This window comes from Mycobacterium heidelbergense, assembly GCF_010730745.1.
In the GTDB taxonomy this organism is placed as follows: Bacteria; Actinomycetota; Actinomycetes; order Mycobacteriales; family Mycobacteriaceae; genus Mycobacterium; species Mycobacterium heidelbergense.
In genome coordinates, this window is sequence record NZ_AP022615.1 from 3226578 (window position 1) to 3240089 (window position 13512).

The window sequence follows — 13512 nt, forward strand, 5'->3', positions numbered from 1 at the left end:
GGTAAGGATTATGTTTGAGCCAACGACAACAGCGGAGCAGCGGGTTCGATGGGAACCTGGACGGGCCGCTGGTCGTTGAGCAAGTGTTCGCACGGCTCGAACCCACAGTCATCAGAGAGGATCCGACGGTGCGGGAGACAAGTAACCCGGTATTTCGTTCGCTGCCCAAGCAGAGGGGTGGGTACGCGCAATTCGGCACTGGCGCTGCCCCGATGCAGGGATACCCAGCCGACCCCTACGCCGCTCCTTACCAGGAGGCCCCCGCTCGTCCGCTGACCATCGACGACGTCGTCACCAAGACCGGCATGACGCTGGCCGTGCTGGCGATCTCCGCCGTCGTCTCGTACTTCCTGGTGGCGTCGAATGTCGCGCTGGCGATGCCGCTGACCCTCGTGGGCGCGTTGGGCGGCCTGGGGCTGGTGCTGGTCGCGACCTTCGGCCGCAAGCAGGACAGCCCGGCGATCGTGCTCAGCTACGCGGTCCTCGAGGGGCTGTTCCTCGGCGCGATCTCCTTCGTGCTGGCCAACATCACGGTGTCCTCCACCAACGCCGGTGTGCTGATCGGTGAGGCCATCCTGGGCACGTTCGGCGTGTTCTTCGGAATGCTGGTCGTCTACAAGACCGGCGCGATCCGGGTCACCCCCAAATTCACCCGGATGCTGGTCGCCGCGCTGTTCGGGGTGTTAGCCCTCATGCTCGGCAATTTCGTGCTGGCGATGTTCAACGTCGGCGGCGGTGAGGGGTTGGGCCTGCGCAGCCCCGGGCCCCTCGGCATCATCTTCTCGCTGGTGTGCATCGGATTGGCGGCGTTCAGCTTCCTGATCGACTTCGACGCGGCCGACCAGATGATCCGCGCGGGGGCCCCGGAGAAGGCGGCGTGGGGCATCGCCCTGGGCCTCACGGTGACCCTGGTGTGGCTGTACATCGAGATCCTGCGCCTGCTCAGCTACCTGCAAAACGACTAAATCTCAGCGTTGACTCTGCGCCCACCAGGCTCTCTACTCGCACTTTTGCCTGGTGGGCGCAGAGTCAACTTGACGGGTGGGGCCGTGTCGGTGGGCGCTGGCACCATGCCCGCGCATGGGAGATGTGGGGAAGCGGCCGTTCATCGGCAGCGAGGCATTGGCGGCGGGGATTGTCAGCTGGCATGAGCTGGGCAACCACTACACCGCGATCATGCCCAACGTCTATCTGGACAAGCGCCTGCAGCCGTCGCTGCGGCAACGCATTGTCGCGGCGTGGCTGTGGTCGGGCCGCAATGCGGTGATCGCGGGCGCCGCGGCGTCGGCGCTGCACGGCGCGAAGTGGGTCGACGCCGACGCACCCGTGGAGTTGATCTGGCGCAACGCCAGGGCGCCGAGGGGCGTCAAGACCCGGGCTGACCTGTTACTCGACGGCGAATCCCAGCTCCTCAACGGCCTCGGTGTGACCACCGAGGAGCGCACGGCCTTCGACCTCGCCCGGCGCGGAACCCTGGGTCAGGCGGTCGCCCGACTCGACGCGCTCGCTAACGCCACCGACTTCAAGGTCAACGACGTCAGGGAGCTCGCCGACCGGCATCCCCACACCCGCGGGCTGCGCCAACTGGACAAGGCTTTGGATCTCGTCGACGCGGGCGCCCAATCGCCGAAGGAGACCTGGCTGCGGCTTTTGCTGATCAACGCCGGCTTCCCCCGACCATCCACCCAGATCCCGGTCTTGGGCGTCGACGGCTATCCGCGGTACTTCATCGACATGGGGTGGGAGGACATCATGCTCGCCGTCGAGTACGACGGCGAGCAGCATCGGGTCAGCCGCGATCGGTTCGTGAAGGACGTCGAGCGCGTGGAGTACCTCCAGCGGATCGGCTGGACCCACATCAGGGTGCTGGCAGGGCAACGGGACCACGACGTGATCCACCGGGTTCGGCGGGCCTGGGACGCGTTGACGCGATGACTCTGCGTCCACCAGGCTCTCTACTCGTACTTTTGCCTGGTGGGCGCAGAGTCAACGGCCAATCAGGAGAGCCGCTCGATGATCATCGCCATGCCCTGGCCGCCGCCGACGCACATCGTCTCCAAACCGAACGTCTTGTCGTGGGTCTGCAGGTTGTTCAGCAGCGTGGTGGCGATGCGCGCGCCGGTCATGCCGAAGGGGTGGCCCAGGGCGATCGCCCCGCCGGAAACATTGAGCTTGTCCTCGTCGATGCCCAGCTCCCGCGCCGAGCCCAGCACCTGCACCGCGAACGCCTCGTTGATCTCGACCAGGTCGATGTCGTTGATCGACATCCCGGTCCTCTCCAGCGCCCTCTTGGACGCCTCGATCGGGCCCAAACCCATGATCTCCGGCGACAGGCCGCTGACCCCGGTGGACACGATGCGCGCCAGCGGGGTCAACCCCAATTCCTTGGCTTTTGTGTCGCTGGTGATCACCAGCGCGGCGGCCCCGTCGTTCAAAGGGCACGCGTTCCCCGCGGTCACGGTGCCGTTGGGCCGGAACACCGGCTTGAGCTCGGAGACCTTCTCGTAGGTGGTGCCCGGCCGGGGGCCATCGTCGGTGCTCACGGTGGTGCCATCCGGAAGCGTCACCGGGGTGATCTCGCGCTCGAAGAACCCGCTCTTGATCGCCTCCTCGGCGCGGTTCTGGCTGCGTACACCCCAGCGGTCCTGCTCCTCGCGGGTGATGCCGGTCAGGATGGCGACGTTCTCGGCGGTCTGGCCCATCGCGATGTAGACGTCGGGGATGTTCCCGTCAACGCGGGGGTCGTGCCATTCGTCGGCGCCCGCGGCGGCGGCCGCGGAGCGCTCCTGGGCCGTACCGAACAGCGGGTTCTTGGTGTCCGGCCACGAGTCGGAGTTGCCCTTCCCGAACCGGGAGACGGTCTCCACGCCCGCGGAGATGAACGCGTCACCCTCGCCGGCCTTGATTGCGTGGAAAGCCATCCGCGTGGTCTGCAGCGACGACGAGCAGTACCGGTTGACCGTGGTGCCCGGCAGGAAGTCGTAGCCGAGTTCGACGGCGACGACGCGGCCCATGTTGAAGCCGGACTCGCCGCCGGGCAGGCCGCAGCCCAGGATGAGGTCGTCGATCTGGTGCGGGTTCAGCGCGGGCACCTTGTCCAGCGCCGCGCGCACCATCTGCGCGGCCAGGTCGTCGGGCCGCATGCTGACCAGCGACCCCTTCATGGCGCGGCCGATCGGCGAGCGCGCGGTTGAGACGATGACGGCTTCAGGCATGACGGTTTCCCTCCGATTGGGATGCGGGCTCGCTGGACAGCCGGGTGGTGTGTCCACCCCGGGGCTAGGACAAATCTAGTCGCTGCCCACCGGCCGGGACGCAGACGGGGCGGGTACCCCGGCCAGCGGGCGCCGCCACAGCCGCGACATGACGCTGAGGCGCGTGTGGGCCTCACCGAGCACCGGCGTGCCGGCACCCGCCGGCACGTCAACCACCGGGCCCTCGAGCTTTTCGGACAGCGCGTGCAGCAGCGCGTCGGCGGCCAGCGCATACGCCGCGGCCGACGGGTGGTAGCCGTCGGCGGAGAACATCAGCGCCGGCTCCGCCCGGAATTGGGGTGCCAGCAGCTGCGCCAGGGGGACCGGCACGCCGCCGGCGCCCCGAACGGCGGCGGCCTGGGCGCGGGCAAGCTGCGACGTGCGCGCGTGGGCCAGCGAGCGAAGCGGCTGCGGGATGGCGGTGATCACGCCAAGGTCGGGGCAGGTGCCGACGACCACGATCGCCCCGCGGGCGCGCAACCTGCGCACCGTCAGGGCGAGCCGCTGCGCCGACTGGCTGATCCCGTTGAGCGCCGTCACGTCGTTGGCGCCGAGGATCAGCACGGCCACGTCCGGCGGCGGCCCGGCCACGAACATCGCATCGACCTGGCCGGAAACACCTTTCGACGTGGCGCCGACGATGGCCTTGGTGCTTAGCCGGATGCGCTTGCCGGTCCGCTCGGCGAGGCCGCGCGCGATCAGCACGCCCGGCACCTGCTCGGCGCTCATGCACCCGTATCCGGTGGCCGTCGAGTCCCCGAAGATCATCAGGTGCAGGTCGACGGACATGCCGCGCTGCCACCGCTGCGCGGGTCCGCCGCCGCGCGTGTAGACCCCGTCGGCGCGCGGCGGGATGTCCCAGGCCTTCGGAATGACGGTGCGCGTGTGGGCCGCCTGGCCCACCAGCAGGTTGCGTGCGCCCAGATAGGCCGTACCCGTCGAGGCGAGCGCGCCCGCCGTGGCCAGGGCGATCGTCGAACGACGCGGCACCCGTATGGTCACGGAATCAGTTTAGATCGGCTTCGGTGTTTGCGCGGGTGACCGATGAACAAAGTGATCACGTTGTGAATCAAATGTGGTATCAAATCAGATTCTTCAAACGTTCTACTCAGAAACAGCTGTCAAGCTAAGTTCAAGGGGTTGGCTGAACGCCCTGGCGATCGGAGTTAAACCAGACGCTTAGCTGCCTCACCACATGCTGTATCGCACTACAACGGCGTAGGAAGTGTTGAGCATGAGCGCACCGAGCAAGGTATCCGGTTCGCCCCGGACTGCCATTCGCCCACACGAGGTTCTCAAAGCACGTAGAGTTGAGGCACGCAGATTTGCCATCAGCGACGGCGCGCCGGTCGAGGTCCTCGAGTCCGGTCCCAGCGTTGCTGCGCGTGTAGCTAACCTGGCGTCACGACTGACGATCCGGCCGGTTCTGGCCGTGGGCAGCTACGCCCCCACCGTGCCATGGCCCTGGACCCTCATCGACGCCGCCGCCCGGGTCCTGCTCCCGGTGTCCGCCACCGTCCGCGAGACGGTGAACCTGCCCAACGCCTCGGCGCAGTTGGTGCGCGCGCCTGGAGTGCTGCCCGCGGACGGCACCCGTCGGGTCGTCGTGTACCTACATGGCGGCGCGTTTCTGACCTGTGGAGCAAACTCGCACGGCCGGCTCGTCGAGGCCCTGTCAAAGTTTGCTGACTCGCCGGTGTTGGTGGTCAATTACCGGCTGTTGCCCAAGCACTCGATCGGGATGGCGCTCAACGACTGCCACGACGCCTACCGATGGCTGCGCGAGCGCGGCTACGAGCCGGACCAGATCGTGCTGGCCGGCGACTCGGCGGGCGGGTATCTGTCCCTCGCTTTGGCGCAACGCCTGCAGGAGGAAGGGCCGGAATCAGAAGTGCCGGCCGCCCTCGTCGCGATCTCGCCACTGCTGCAGCTAGCAAAGGAATGCAAACAGGCGCACCCCAACATCAAGTCCGACGCGATGTTCCCCGCGAAGGCGTTTGACGCGCTCGTCGAGCTAGTTGCTGGCGCCGCCGAAAAGAACATCGTCGACGGCAAACCCGAGGAGGTCTACGAGCCCCTCGAGCACATCAAGCCCGGCCTGCCGCGGACGCTGATCCACGTCTCGGGGTCCGAGGTGTTGCTGCACGACGCGCAGTTGGCGGCGGCCCGGCTGGCGGCGGTCGGCGTGCCCGCCGAGGTGCGGGTCTGGCCCGGTCAGGTCCACGACTTCCAGCTGGCCGCGCCGCTGGTGCCGGAGGCGATCCGTTCCCTGCGCCAGATCGGCGACTACATCCGCGAGGCCACCGGCTAGCTGGTGTGCGGCGCCCGATGCCGCCTGAGACGATGAACGCATGCGGATCGCGCAGCACATCAGTGACCTCATCGGCGGCACCCCGCTCGTCCGGCTGAACTCCGTCGTCCCCGAGGGCGCCGGCACCGTGGCGGCAAAGATCGAATACCTCAACCCCGGTGGCAGCTCGAAGGACCGGATCGCGGTGCGGATGATCGACGCCGCCGAGGCCAGCGGGCAGCTCAGGCCCGGCGGCACCATCGTCGAACCGACGTCGGGCAACACCGGCGTCGGCCTGGCCCTGGTCGCCCAGCACCGCGGGTACCAGTGCGTGTTCGTCTGCCCCGACAAGGTCAGCGAGGACAAGCGCAACGTGCTGCTCGCCTACGGCGCGGAGGTCGTCGTCTGCCCGACGGCGGTGCCGCCCGACCACCCCGACAGCTACTACAGCGTCTCCAACCGGCTCGTCACGGAGATCGACGGCGCGTGGAAGCCCGACCAGTACGCCAACCCGGAGGGCCCGGCCAGCCACTACGAGACCACCGGCCCGGAGGTCTGGGCCGACACCGACGGCAAGGTCACCCACTTCGTCGCCGGCATCGGCACCGGCGGGACGATCACCGGCGCGGGCCGCTACCTCAAGGAGGTGTCGGGAGGGCGGGTGCACATCATCGGCGCCGACCCCGAAGGCTCGGTGTATTCGGGGGGCAGCGGCCGGCCCTACCTGGTCGAGGGGGTCGGGGAGGATTTCTGGCCGGCGGCCTACGACCCGACGGTGCCCGACCGGATCATCGCGGTGTCCGACTCCGACTCGTTCAACATGACCAGGCGACTGGCCCGCGAGGAGGCGCTGCTGGTCGGCGGGTCCTGCGGGATGGCGGTGGTCGCCGCGGTGAAAATCGCCGAGGAGGCCGGGCCCGACGCGCTGGTGGTCGTCTTGCTGCCCGACGGTGGGCGTGGCTACATGTCGAAGATCTTCAACGACGCCTGGATGTCGTCGTACGGCTTCCTGCGCAGCCGCCTCGACGGGTCGACCGAGGAATCCACGGTCGGTGACGTGCTGCGCCGCAAGTCGGGCGCGCTGCCCGACCTGGTGCACACCCATCCGTCCGAGACGGTGCGCGACGCCATCGGCATCCTGCGCGAGTACGGGGTGTCCCAGATGCCGGTGGTCGGGGCCGAGCCGCCGGTGATGGCCGGTGAGGTCGCCGGCAGCGTCTCCGAACGCGAACTGCTCTCGGCCGTCTTCGAGGGCCGGGCCAAGTTGGCCGACGCCGTCTCCCAGCACATGAGCCCGCCGCTGCCGATGATCGGTGCGGGGGAGCTGGTCAGCGCGGCCGGCAAGGCGCTGCGCGAGTGGGATGCGCTGATGGTGGTGGAGAAGGGCAAGCCGATCGGCGTCATCACCCGGTATGACCTGTTGGGCTTCCTGTCGGAGGGGCCTCGCGGACTGGCGGGGCGGCGCTAGCCGGATCCGCCGATCGGGTGTGACGCGGGTCTCGCCCCGCCGCTCGGCACTCGGGTACTGTAATGCGGCCTGGTTCAGCTAATCCGCAGTGGAAGGTTGCCCATGACCGATCAACCGCCGCCCGGCGAATCCCACCTGCCACCTCCGCCACCGGGCGGACAGGAACCCCCGCCCATCCCTCCGGCGCCCGGCGGCGGTTACCCCCCGCCGCCCCCGCCCTCGGGTGGGTTTGCGCCGCCCCCGCCCGGACCGGCGATCCGCGCCCTGCCGACGGAGTCCTACGCGCCGTGGATCACCAGGGTGGCGGCGTTCGTCATCGACATCCTTCCCTACCTCGTCATTCACGGCATCGGCACGGCGATCCTGCTCGCCACCCAGCAATCGGCATGCGTCGCCGACGTCACGGAATACACCGTCAATCAGTACTGCGCCACCCAAGACTCGACCGTCGGCCTGTTGGCGCAGTGGTTGGCGACCCTGGTGGGCCTGGCGTACCTGGTCTGGAACTGGGGCTACCGGCAGGGCACGACGGGGTCGAGCCTGGGCAAATCGGTGATGAAGATCAAGGTGGTCAGCGAGGTCAGCGGCCAGCCGCTCGGCTTCGGGATGTCGGTGGTCCGCCAGATCGCGCACTTTGTCGACGCGATCATCTGCTTCATCGGCTTCCTGTTCCCGTTGTGGGATGCCAAGCGGCAGACCCTGGCCGACAAGATCATGACGACGGTCGTCCTGCCGATCGAACAGCCCTGAACCGCGGCTGATCGGCGTCGTTAGGCTGATCGCCGATGAGCGAAAACCGTAAGGGACACCACGGGTTTACCGGGCTGGCCACCAAAGCCATCCACGCCGGCTACCGCCCGGACCCGGCGACCGGCGCGGTGAACGTCCCGATCTACGCCAGCAGCACCTTCGCCCAGGACGGCGTCGGGGGGCTGCGGGGCGGGTTCGAGTACGCGCGCACCGGCAACCCGACCCGGGCCGCGCTGGAGGCCGCGCTGGCGGCCGTCGAAGAGGGCGCCTACGGGCGGGCGTTCAGCTCGGGGATGGCCGCCACCGACTGCGCCCTGCGGGCGCTGCTGCGGCCCGGCGACCACGTGGTCATCCCCAACGACGCCTACGGCGGCACCTTCCGGCTGATCGACAAGGTGTTCACCCAGTGGCAGGTCGGTTACACGCCGGTGCCGCTGTCCGACCTGGACGCCGTGGCCGCCGCCATCACGCCGCGGACCCGGCTGATTTGGGTGGAAACACCGACCAACCCGCTGCTGTCCATCGCCGACATCGCGGGCCTTGCCCGCCTCGGCCAGCGGAGCTCGGCAAAGGTGTTGGTGGACAACACCTTTGCCTCTCCCGCGCTGCAGCAGCCGTTGACGCTGGGCGCCGATGTCGTGCTGCACTCGACCACCAAGTACGTCGGTGGTCACTCCGACGTGGTGGGCGGCGCGCTGGTCACCAACGACCGGGAGTTGGACGACGCCTTCGGTTTCCTGCAGAACGGGGCCGGCGCGGTGCCGGGCCCGTTCGATGCCTATCTGACGATGCGCGGCCTCAAGACCCTGGTGCTGCGGATGCAGCGGCACAGCGAAAACGCCTTGGCCGTCGCGGAATTCCTCGCCGCGCATCCATCGGTGGGCACCGTGCTGTACCCGGGGCTGCCCGGCCACCCCGGCCACGAAATCGCCGCGCGGCAGATGCGCGGCTTCGGCGGCATGGTCTCGGTGCGCATGCGGGGCGGCCGGCGGGCCGCCGAAGAGCTGTGTGCGCGCACCGAGGTGTTCATCCTGGCCGAGTCGCTGGGCGGCGTCGAGTCGCTGATCGAGCATCCCAGCGCCATGACGCACGCGTCGACCGCCGGCTCGCAACTGGAAGTGCCCGACGACCTGGTCCGGCTCTCGGTGGGGATCGAGGACGTCGCCGACCTGCTGGCCGACCTGGAACGGGCGCTGGGTTAGCTCCGCGAGCAGGCGCTGGGTTAGCTCCGCGAGCAGACACACAATCGCACGCGCGCGGCGCTTGAGATGCGATTGTGTGTCTCACTCGCGAAGAGACAGGAGCGGCTAGGAGTGGTACGGCTCCGCGCTGACCAACGTGACCTCGATGGTGTTGCCGTTGGGCACCGTGTAGCTGCGCGTCTCGCCGACCTTGGCGTCGATCAGGGCGCCGCCCAACGGTGAGTTCGGCGAGTACGCCTCGAGCTTGCCGTCGTTGACACCCTCCTGCCGGGTGGCGATCAGGAACGTCTCGGTGTCGGACTTGTCGCCGTTGTAGTAGACCTTGACCACCGAACCGGGCAGCGCGACGCCGGACTGCTTGGGCGCCTCGCCAACCTTGGCGTTGTTGAGCAGGTCCTGCAGCTGGCGGATGCGGGCCTCCTGCTGGCCCTGCTCTTCCCGGGCGGCGTGGTATCCGCCGTTCTCGCGGAGGTCGCCCTCCTCGCGGCGGTCGTTGATCTCCGCGGCGATGACCGGACGATTCGCGATCAGCTGGTCGAGCTCGGTCTTGAGTCGGTCGTGTGACTCCTGGGTCAGCCAGGTGACGTGAGTATCCGTCATCTCGTCGTGCTCCTCATATTGTCGTTCCGCGTATCCGCGCAAGCCTTAAGAATCCCGCTGCCGCGAGTGTCCGGGTCCCCCCGGCCTACCGGCGCTCCGTTTCTGCTCACGGCCTTTAATGCAGCAATACACGGTCCCAGCAGGAACCGTGCATTCACCCATGTTACCACCGCGCAAACACTTGATGACCCCCCATATTCGCAGTTCGCCGGTCAGGGCGGTCAGGCCGGGCGCAGGTAGCCGGGCACGTCGGTGCCGCAGCCGTAGACGTCGGCCAGCACGGGCGGTTGCGAGGATTTCACCGTCGTCGTCACCTGCACCGTGGCCTGCGCGGAGGGCGGCACCAGCACCTCTCGCCGCCCGGTCTCGCTGCCGTCCTTGGCCCGAACCCGCACGATGCAGTCCACCGGCCGCGACGGGTCCGATCGCGTCACGCTGATCGTCACCGACGCCGTCTCATCGTCGATCAGCTGGTACCCGGCCAGCGACCCGGTGACGTCGCTGGTGCCGAGCCGCTGGTAGCCGATCACGGTGGCGACCAGCCCGGCGGCAACGGCCAGCACCGCCAGCCCGATGGCCACGCGACGCCGTGCCACGCGCGACAACCGCGAACGCCCGTAGCGGGCCTCGGGGCGGGGAAGGGGAGTTTCGGTCATGCCTGGGTATGCCTGCACTGTCGGCTGTCGGACGCCCGCCGACAGGATGCAACGATCGGAACTGGAATTATAAGGTCGCTTCTAGCTCTACTAGCCCTTCGGGGGCGACCGGCGAACTGACAAGGGGGCACGTGAGCGAACTGCGGTTGATGGCGGTGCACGCCCACCCGGACGACGAGTCCAGCAAGGGTGCGGCCACCCTGGCCCGCTACGCCGACGAGGGCCATCGGGTCCTCGTGGTGACGTTGACCGGGGGCGAGCGCGGCGAGATTCTCAACCCGGCGATGGACCTGCCCGACGTGCTGGAACACATGGCCGAGATCCGCCGTGACGAGATGGCGAAGGCGGCGGAGATCCTCGGCGTGGAGCACACCTGGCTCGGTTTCGTCGACTCCGGCCTGCCCAAGGGCGACCCGCCGCCACCGCTGCCCGACGGCTGCTTCGCGCTGGCGCCGCTGGAGGTGTCCATCGCGGCGCTGGTCCGCGTGATCCGCGAGTTCCGCCCCCACGTGATCACCACCTACGACGAGAACGGCGGCTACCCGCATCCCGACCACATTCGCTGCCACCAGGTCTCGGTCGGTGCCTTCGAGGCGGCCGGTGATCATGCCCGCTTCCCGGAGGCCGGCGAGCCGTGGGCGGTGTCCAAGCTGTACTACGTCCATGGTTTCCTGCGGGCGCGGATGCAGTTGCTGCACGACGAATTCGTCAAACGCGGCCAGGAGGGCCCGTTCCAAAAGTGGCTTGAACTCTGGGATCCCAAGCATGACCCGTTCGAGTCCCGGGTGACGACGCGCGTCGAGTGCTCGGCGTATTTCAGCCAGCGCGACGACGCCCTGCGGGCCCACGCCACCCAGATCGACCCCAACGCCGAGTTCTTCGCCGCCCCGATCGCGTGGCAGCAACGGCTATGGCCCACTGAGGAATTCGAGTTGGCGCGCTCCCGCGTCCCGGTCAAGCTGCCCGAGGACGACCTGCTCGCCGGAATCGAGGGCGACGAATGAATCACCATCTGCTCAGGGTGATCGCCGACGCACCCCACAACCACGGGCCCGATTTCGGCAAGGCCAGCCCGGTGGGTCTGCTGGTCGTGGTGCTGCTGCTGATCGCCACCCTGTTGCTGCTGCGATCGATGAACCGGCAACTGAAGAAGGTGCCCCCGTCCTTCGACCCCGCCCACCCCGAGCCGGACCAGGCCGCCGACGAGGGCACCGACGCCCTCGGCGAGGGCCCCGAGCGCACGAACGGATCGGCGCGGCCACCGGGACCCGGCGATGAGCCCGGCTGAACGTTCGTCGACGAACACGCTCGGGCTGGCGACCAGCCCGTATCTGCGCCAGCACGCCGACAACCCGGTGCATTGGCAGCAGTGGACGCCGCGGGCGCTGGCGGACGCGGCGGCGCGCGACGTGCCGATCCTGCTCTCCGTCGGCTACGCCGCCTGCCACTGGTGCCACGTCATGGCCCACGAATCATTCGAGGACGACGAGGTGGCCGCCGCGATGAACGCCGGCTTCGTCTGCATCAAGGTCGACCGCGAGGAGCGACCGGACATCGACGCGGTCTACATGAACGCCACCGTCGCGCTCACCGGGCAGGGCGGCTGGCCGATGACGTGTTTCCTGACGCCCGACGGCCGGCCCTTCTTCTGCGGCACGTACTACCCGAAAGTCGGTTTCCTGCAGCTCCTTTCGGCAGTCTCGGCCACCTGGCGGGAGCGCCGCGGGGAGGTCGAGGAGGCGTCGGACCGCATCGCCGGCGAGCTGCGCCACCTGGCGTCCGGGCTGCCCTCCGGCGGTCCGGACGTGGCACCGGAGCTGTGTGACCACGCCGTCGCTGCCGTGCTGGCCGACCAGGATACGGCGCGCGGCGGGTTCGGCGGGGCGCCCAAATTCCCGCCGTCGGCGCTTCTGGAGGCGCTGCTGCGCCACTACGAGCGCGCCGGGTCGCCGGCGGCGCTGGAGGCGGTGACGCGCACCGCCGCCGCGATGGCCCGCGGCGGCATCTACGACCAACTCGCCGGCGGCTTCGCCCGCTACAGCGTCGACAACGCCTGGGTGGTACCGCATTTCGAGAAGATGCTGTACGACAACGCGCTGCTGCTGCGCTGCTACGCGCACTGGGCCCGCCGTACCGGGGATCCGTTGGCCCGAAGGGTCGCCGCGGCGACCGCGGGGTTCCTGCTCGACGAGCTGGCCGAGGGCGGCATGTTCGTCTCGTCGCTGGACGCCGACGCCGACGGCCGCGAGGGCTCGACGTACGTATGGACGCCGGAACAGCTGATCGAGGCGCTCGGCGCCGACGACGGCCGTTGGGCCGCAGAGGTTTTCGCGGTCACCCGCCCCGGCACGTTCGAACACGGGGCTTCGGTGCTGCGGTTGCCCGCCGATCCCGGCGACCCGCAACGGCTGGAACGCGTCCGGACCGCGCTGCTGGCCGCCCGGCGCACCCGGCCCCAACCCGGACGCGACGACAAGGTCGTCACCTCCTGGAACGGGCTGGCGATCACCGCGCTGGCCGAGGCCGGCGTGGCTTTAGACAAACCCGAATTGGTCCGCGCCGCAACGCGTTGCGCGACTGCGCTGCTGGACACCCACGTCGTCGACGGCCGGCTCCGACGCGCCAGCCTGGGCGGGGTGGTCGGCGACGGCGCCGCCATCCTGGAGGACCACGCGACGCTGGCCACCGGCCTGCTGGCGCTGTACCAGCTGGATACCGAGGAGGCCTGGCTGGCCAAGGCGACCGAGCTGCTCGACACCGCGCTGGCGCGCTTCGCCGACCCGCAGCGGCCCGGCCGCTGGTACGACACCGCCGACGACGCCGAGCGGTTGGTGCTGCGGCCAGCCGACCCGCTGGACGGGGCGACGCCGTCGGGCGCGTCGTCGATCACCGAGGCGCTGCTGACCGCGGCGCACCTGGTCGACGGTGACCGCGCGGAGCGGTACCTGAGGGCGGCGGGCGAGGCGCTCGCCGCGCATTCCGTGCTCCTGGAGCGGGCGCCGCGGTCGGCCGGGCATTGGCTGGCCGTCGCCGAAGCCGCGGTGCGCGGGCCGCTGCAGGTCGCGGTCGCCTGCGACCCGGCGCGGTCCGCGCTGCTCGCCGACGCGCGCCGGCTGGCGCCCGGCGGCGCGATCGTGGTGGGCGGCGAGACCGACTCGTCGGCCCTGCTGGCCGGCCGCGACCGGGTGGCCGGCGCCGACGCCGCCTACGTGTGCCGCGGGCGGCTCTGCGACCTGCCGGTGACCCGGGCGACCGAACTGGCGGCAGCGCTGGGCGTGCCCGGGCCGTAGCC

The 13512-nt window shown here is 69.4% G+C and carries 13 protein-coding genes; 9 read left to right on the plus strand and 4 right to left on the minus strand.

What is annotated here, in order from left to right:
• The first annotated feature begins 128 nt into the window (after nucleotides 1-128).
• Both G6N25_RS15275 and G6N25_RS15280 read left to right on the plus strand, forming a co-directional pair.
• Nucleotides 129-965, plus strand: a complete 837-nt coding sequence (locus G6N25_RS15275; RefSeq protein WP_083076860.1) for a Bax inhibitor-1/YccA family protein — start codon at nucleotides 129-131, stop codon at nucleotides 963-965.
• Between the two features lie 124 nt (nucleotides 966-1089).
• Nucleotides 1090-1935 carry an endonuclease domain-containing protein gene (locus tag G6N25_RS15280; protein ID WP_142272843.1) on the plus strand — a complete coding sequence of 282 codons (846 nt, stop codon included), beginning with the start codon at nucleotides 1090-1092 and terminating at the stop codon, nucleotides 1933-1935.
• 62 nt (nucleotides 1936-1997) lie between these two features.
• On the opposite strand, the gene G6N25_RS15285 is transcribed toward G6N25_RS15280, so the two are convergent.
• Together G6N25_RS15285 and G6N25_RS15290 are read right to left on the minus strand one after the other, a co-directional pair.
• Complete coding sequence (locus tag G6N25_RS15285) at nucleotides 1998-3215, minus strand: acetyl-CoA C-acetyltransferase (protein WP_083076798.1); 1218 nt, start codon at nucleotides 3213-3215, stop codon at nucleotides 1998-2000.
• 75 nt (nucleotides 3216-3290) lie between these two features.
• The gene (locus G6N25_RS15290) at nucleotides 3291-4244 is read right to left on the minus strand and encodes an SGNH/GDSL hydrolase family protein (RefSeq protein WP_142272842.1); all 954 of its coding nucleotides are present in this window, start codon (nucleotides 4242-4244) and stop codon (nucleotides 3291-3293) included.
• Between the two features lie 244 nt (nucleotides 4245-4488).
• Here G6N25_RS15290 and G6N25_RS15295 point away from each other — a divergent pair, with 244 nt between their 5' ends.
• The 4 genes from G6N25_RS15295 (at nucleotide 4489) to G6N25_RS15310 (ending at nucleotide 8964) form a co-directional block, all read left to right on the plus strand.
• Nucleotides 4489-5565 (plus strand): alpha/beta hydrolase fold domain-containing protein, encoded by a 1077-nt coding sequence (locus G6N25_RS15295; RefSeq protein WP_083076793.1) that lies wholly within the window; start codon nucleotides 4489-4491, stop codon nucleotides 5563-5565.
• Between the two features lie 40 nt (nucleotides 5566-5605).
• A complete protein-coding gene (locus tag G6N25_RS15300; protein ID WP_083076790.1) occupies nucleotides 5606-7012 on the plus strand; it encodes a cystathionine beta-synthase in 1407 nt (468 codons plus the stop codon).
• A gap of 102 nt (nucleotides 7013-7114) precedes the next feature.
• Nucleotides 7115-7762, plus strand: a complete 648-nt coding sequence (locus tag G6N25_RS15305; protein WP_163672463.1) for an RDD family protein — start codon at nucleotides 7115-7117, stop codon at nucleotides 7760-7762.
• A 35-nt stretch (nucleotides 7763-7797) separates the two neighbouring features.
• A complete protein-coding gene (locus tag G6N25_RS15310) occupies nucleotides 7798-8964 on the plus strand; it encodes a cystathionine gamma-synthase (protein ID WP_083077473.1) in 1167 nt (388 codons plus the stop codon).
• Nucleotides 8965-9069: 105 nt separating this feature from the next.
• Here G6N25_RS15310 and greA read toward each other — a convergent pair whose 3' ends face one another.
• Together greA and G6N25_RS15320 are read right to left on the minus strand one after the other, a co-directional pair.
• Nucleotides 9070-9564: a transcription elongation factor GreA gene (gene greA / locus G6N25_RS15315; RefSeq protein ID WP_083077488.1), complete on the minus strand. Its 495-nt coding sequence runs from the start codon at nucleotides 9562-9564 to the stop codon at nucleotides 9070-9072.
• Between the two features lie 221 nt (nucleotides 9565-9785).
• Entirely contained in the window at nucleotides 9786-10220 is a 435-nt protein-coding gene (locus tag G6N25_RS15320; RefSeq protein WP_083077474.1) for a DUF4307 domain-containing protein, read from the minus strand.
• Between the two features lie 131 nt (nucleotides 10221-10351).
• Between G6N25_RS15320 and mca the strand changes: the two genes are divergently transcribed.
• From mca to G6N25_RS15335, 3 genes are read left to right on the plus strand one after another with little or no spacing between them, the layout of a single operon-like run.
• The gene (gene mca, locus G6N25_RS15325; protein ID WP_083077476.1) at nucleotides 10352-11224 is read left to right on the plus strand and encodes a mycothiol conjugate amidase Mca; all 873 of its coding nucleotides are present in this window, start codon (nucleotides 10352-10354) and stop codon (nucleotides 11222-11224) included.
• Nucleotides 11221-11508, plus strand: coding sequence for a hypothetical protein (locus G6N25_RS15330; RefSeq protein ID WP_083077477.1), 288 nt, complete (start codon nucleotides 11221-11223; stop codon nucleotides 11506-11508). The genes mca and G6N25_RS15330 overlap by 4 nt, the downstream gene beginning before the upstream one ends.
• Nucleotides 11495-13510 carry a thioredoxin domain-containing protein gene (locus G6N25_RS15335; protein ID WP_083077478.1) on the plus strand — a complete coding sequence of 672 codons (2016 nt, stop codon included), beginning with the start codon at nucleotides 11495-11497 and terminating at the stop codon, nucleotides 13508-13510. Before G6N25_RS15330 ends, G6N25_RS15335 begins: the two co-directional genes overlap by 14 nt.
• Nucleotides 13511-13512: the final 2 nt, after the last annotated feature.

Bases quoted from the DNA above. Each gene is read 5' to 3' on its own strand.
- G6N25_RS15285 (WP_083076798.1), bottom strand. From the start codon at position 3,215: ATGCCTGAAGCCGTCATCGTCTCAACCGCGCGCTCGCCGATCGGCCGC.
- G6N25_RS15295 (WP_083076793.1), top strand. From the start codon at position 4,489: ATGAGCGCACCGAGCAAGGTATCCGGTTCGCCCCGGACTGCCATTCGC.
- G6N25_RS15300 (WP_083076790.1), top strand. From the start codon at position 5,606: ATGCGGATCGCGCAGCACATCAGTGACCTCATCGGCGGCACCCCGCTC.
- G6N25_RS15305 (WP_163672463.1), top strand. From the start codon at position 7,115: ATGACCGATCAACCGCCGCCCGGCGAATCCCACCTGCCACCTCCGCCA.
- G6N25_RS15310 (WP_083077473.1), top strand. From the start codon at position 7,798: ATGAGCGAAAACCGTAAGGGACACCACGGGTTTACCGGGCTGGCCACC.
- greA (WP_083077488.1), bottom strand. From the start codon at position 9,564: ATGACGGATACTCACGTCACCTGGCTGACCCAGGAGTCACACGACCGA.
- G6N25_RS15320 (WP_083077474.1), bottom strand. From the start codon at position 10,220: ATGACCGAAACTCCCCTTCCCCGCCCCGAGGCCCGCTACGGGCGTTCG.
- G6N25_RS15330 (WP_083077477.1), top strand. From the start codon at position 11,221: ATGAATCACCATCTGCTCAGGGTGATCGCCGACGCACCCCACAACCAC.
- G6N25_RS15335 (WP_083077478.1), top strand. From the start codon at position 11,495: ATGAGCCCGGCTGAACGTTCGTCGACGAACACGCTCGGGCTGGCGACC.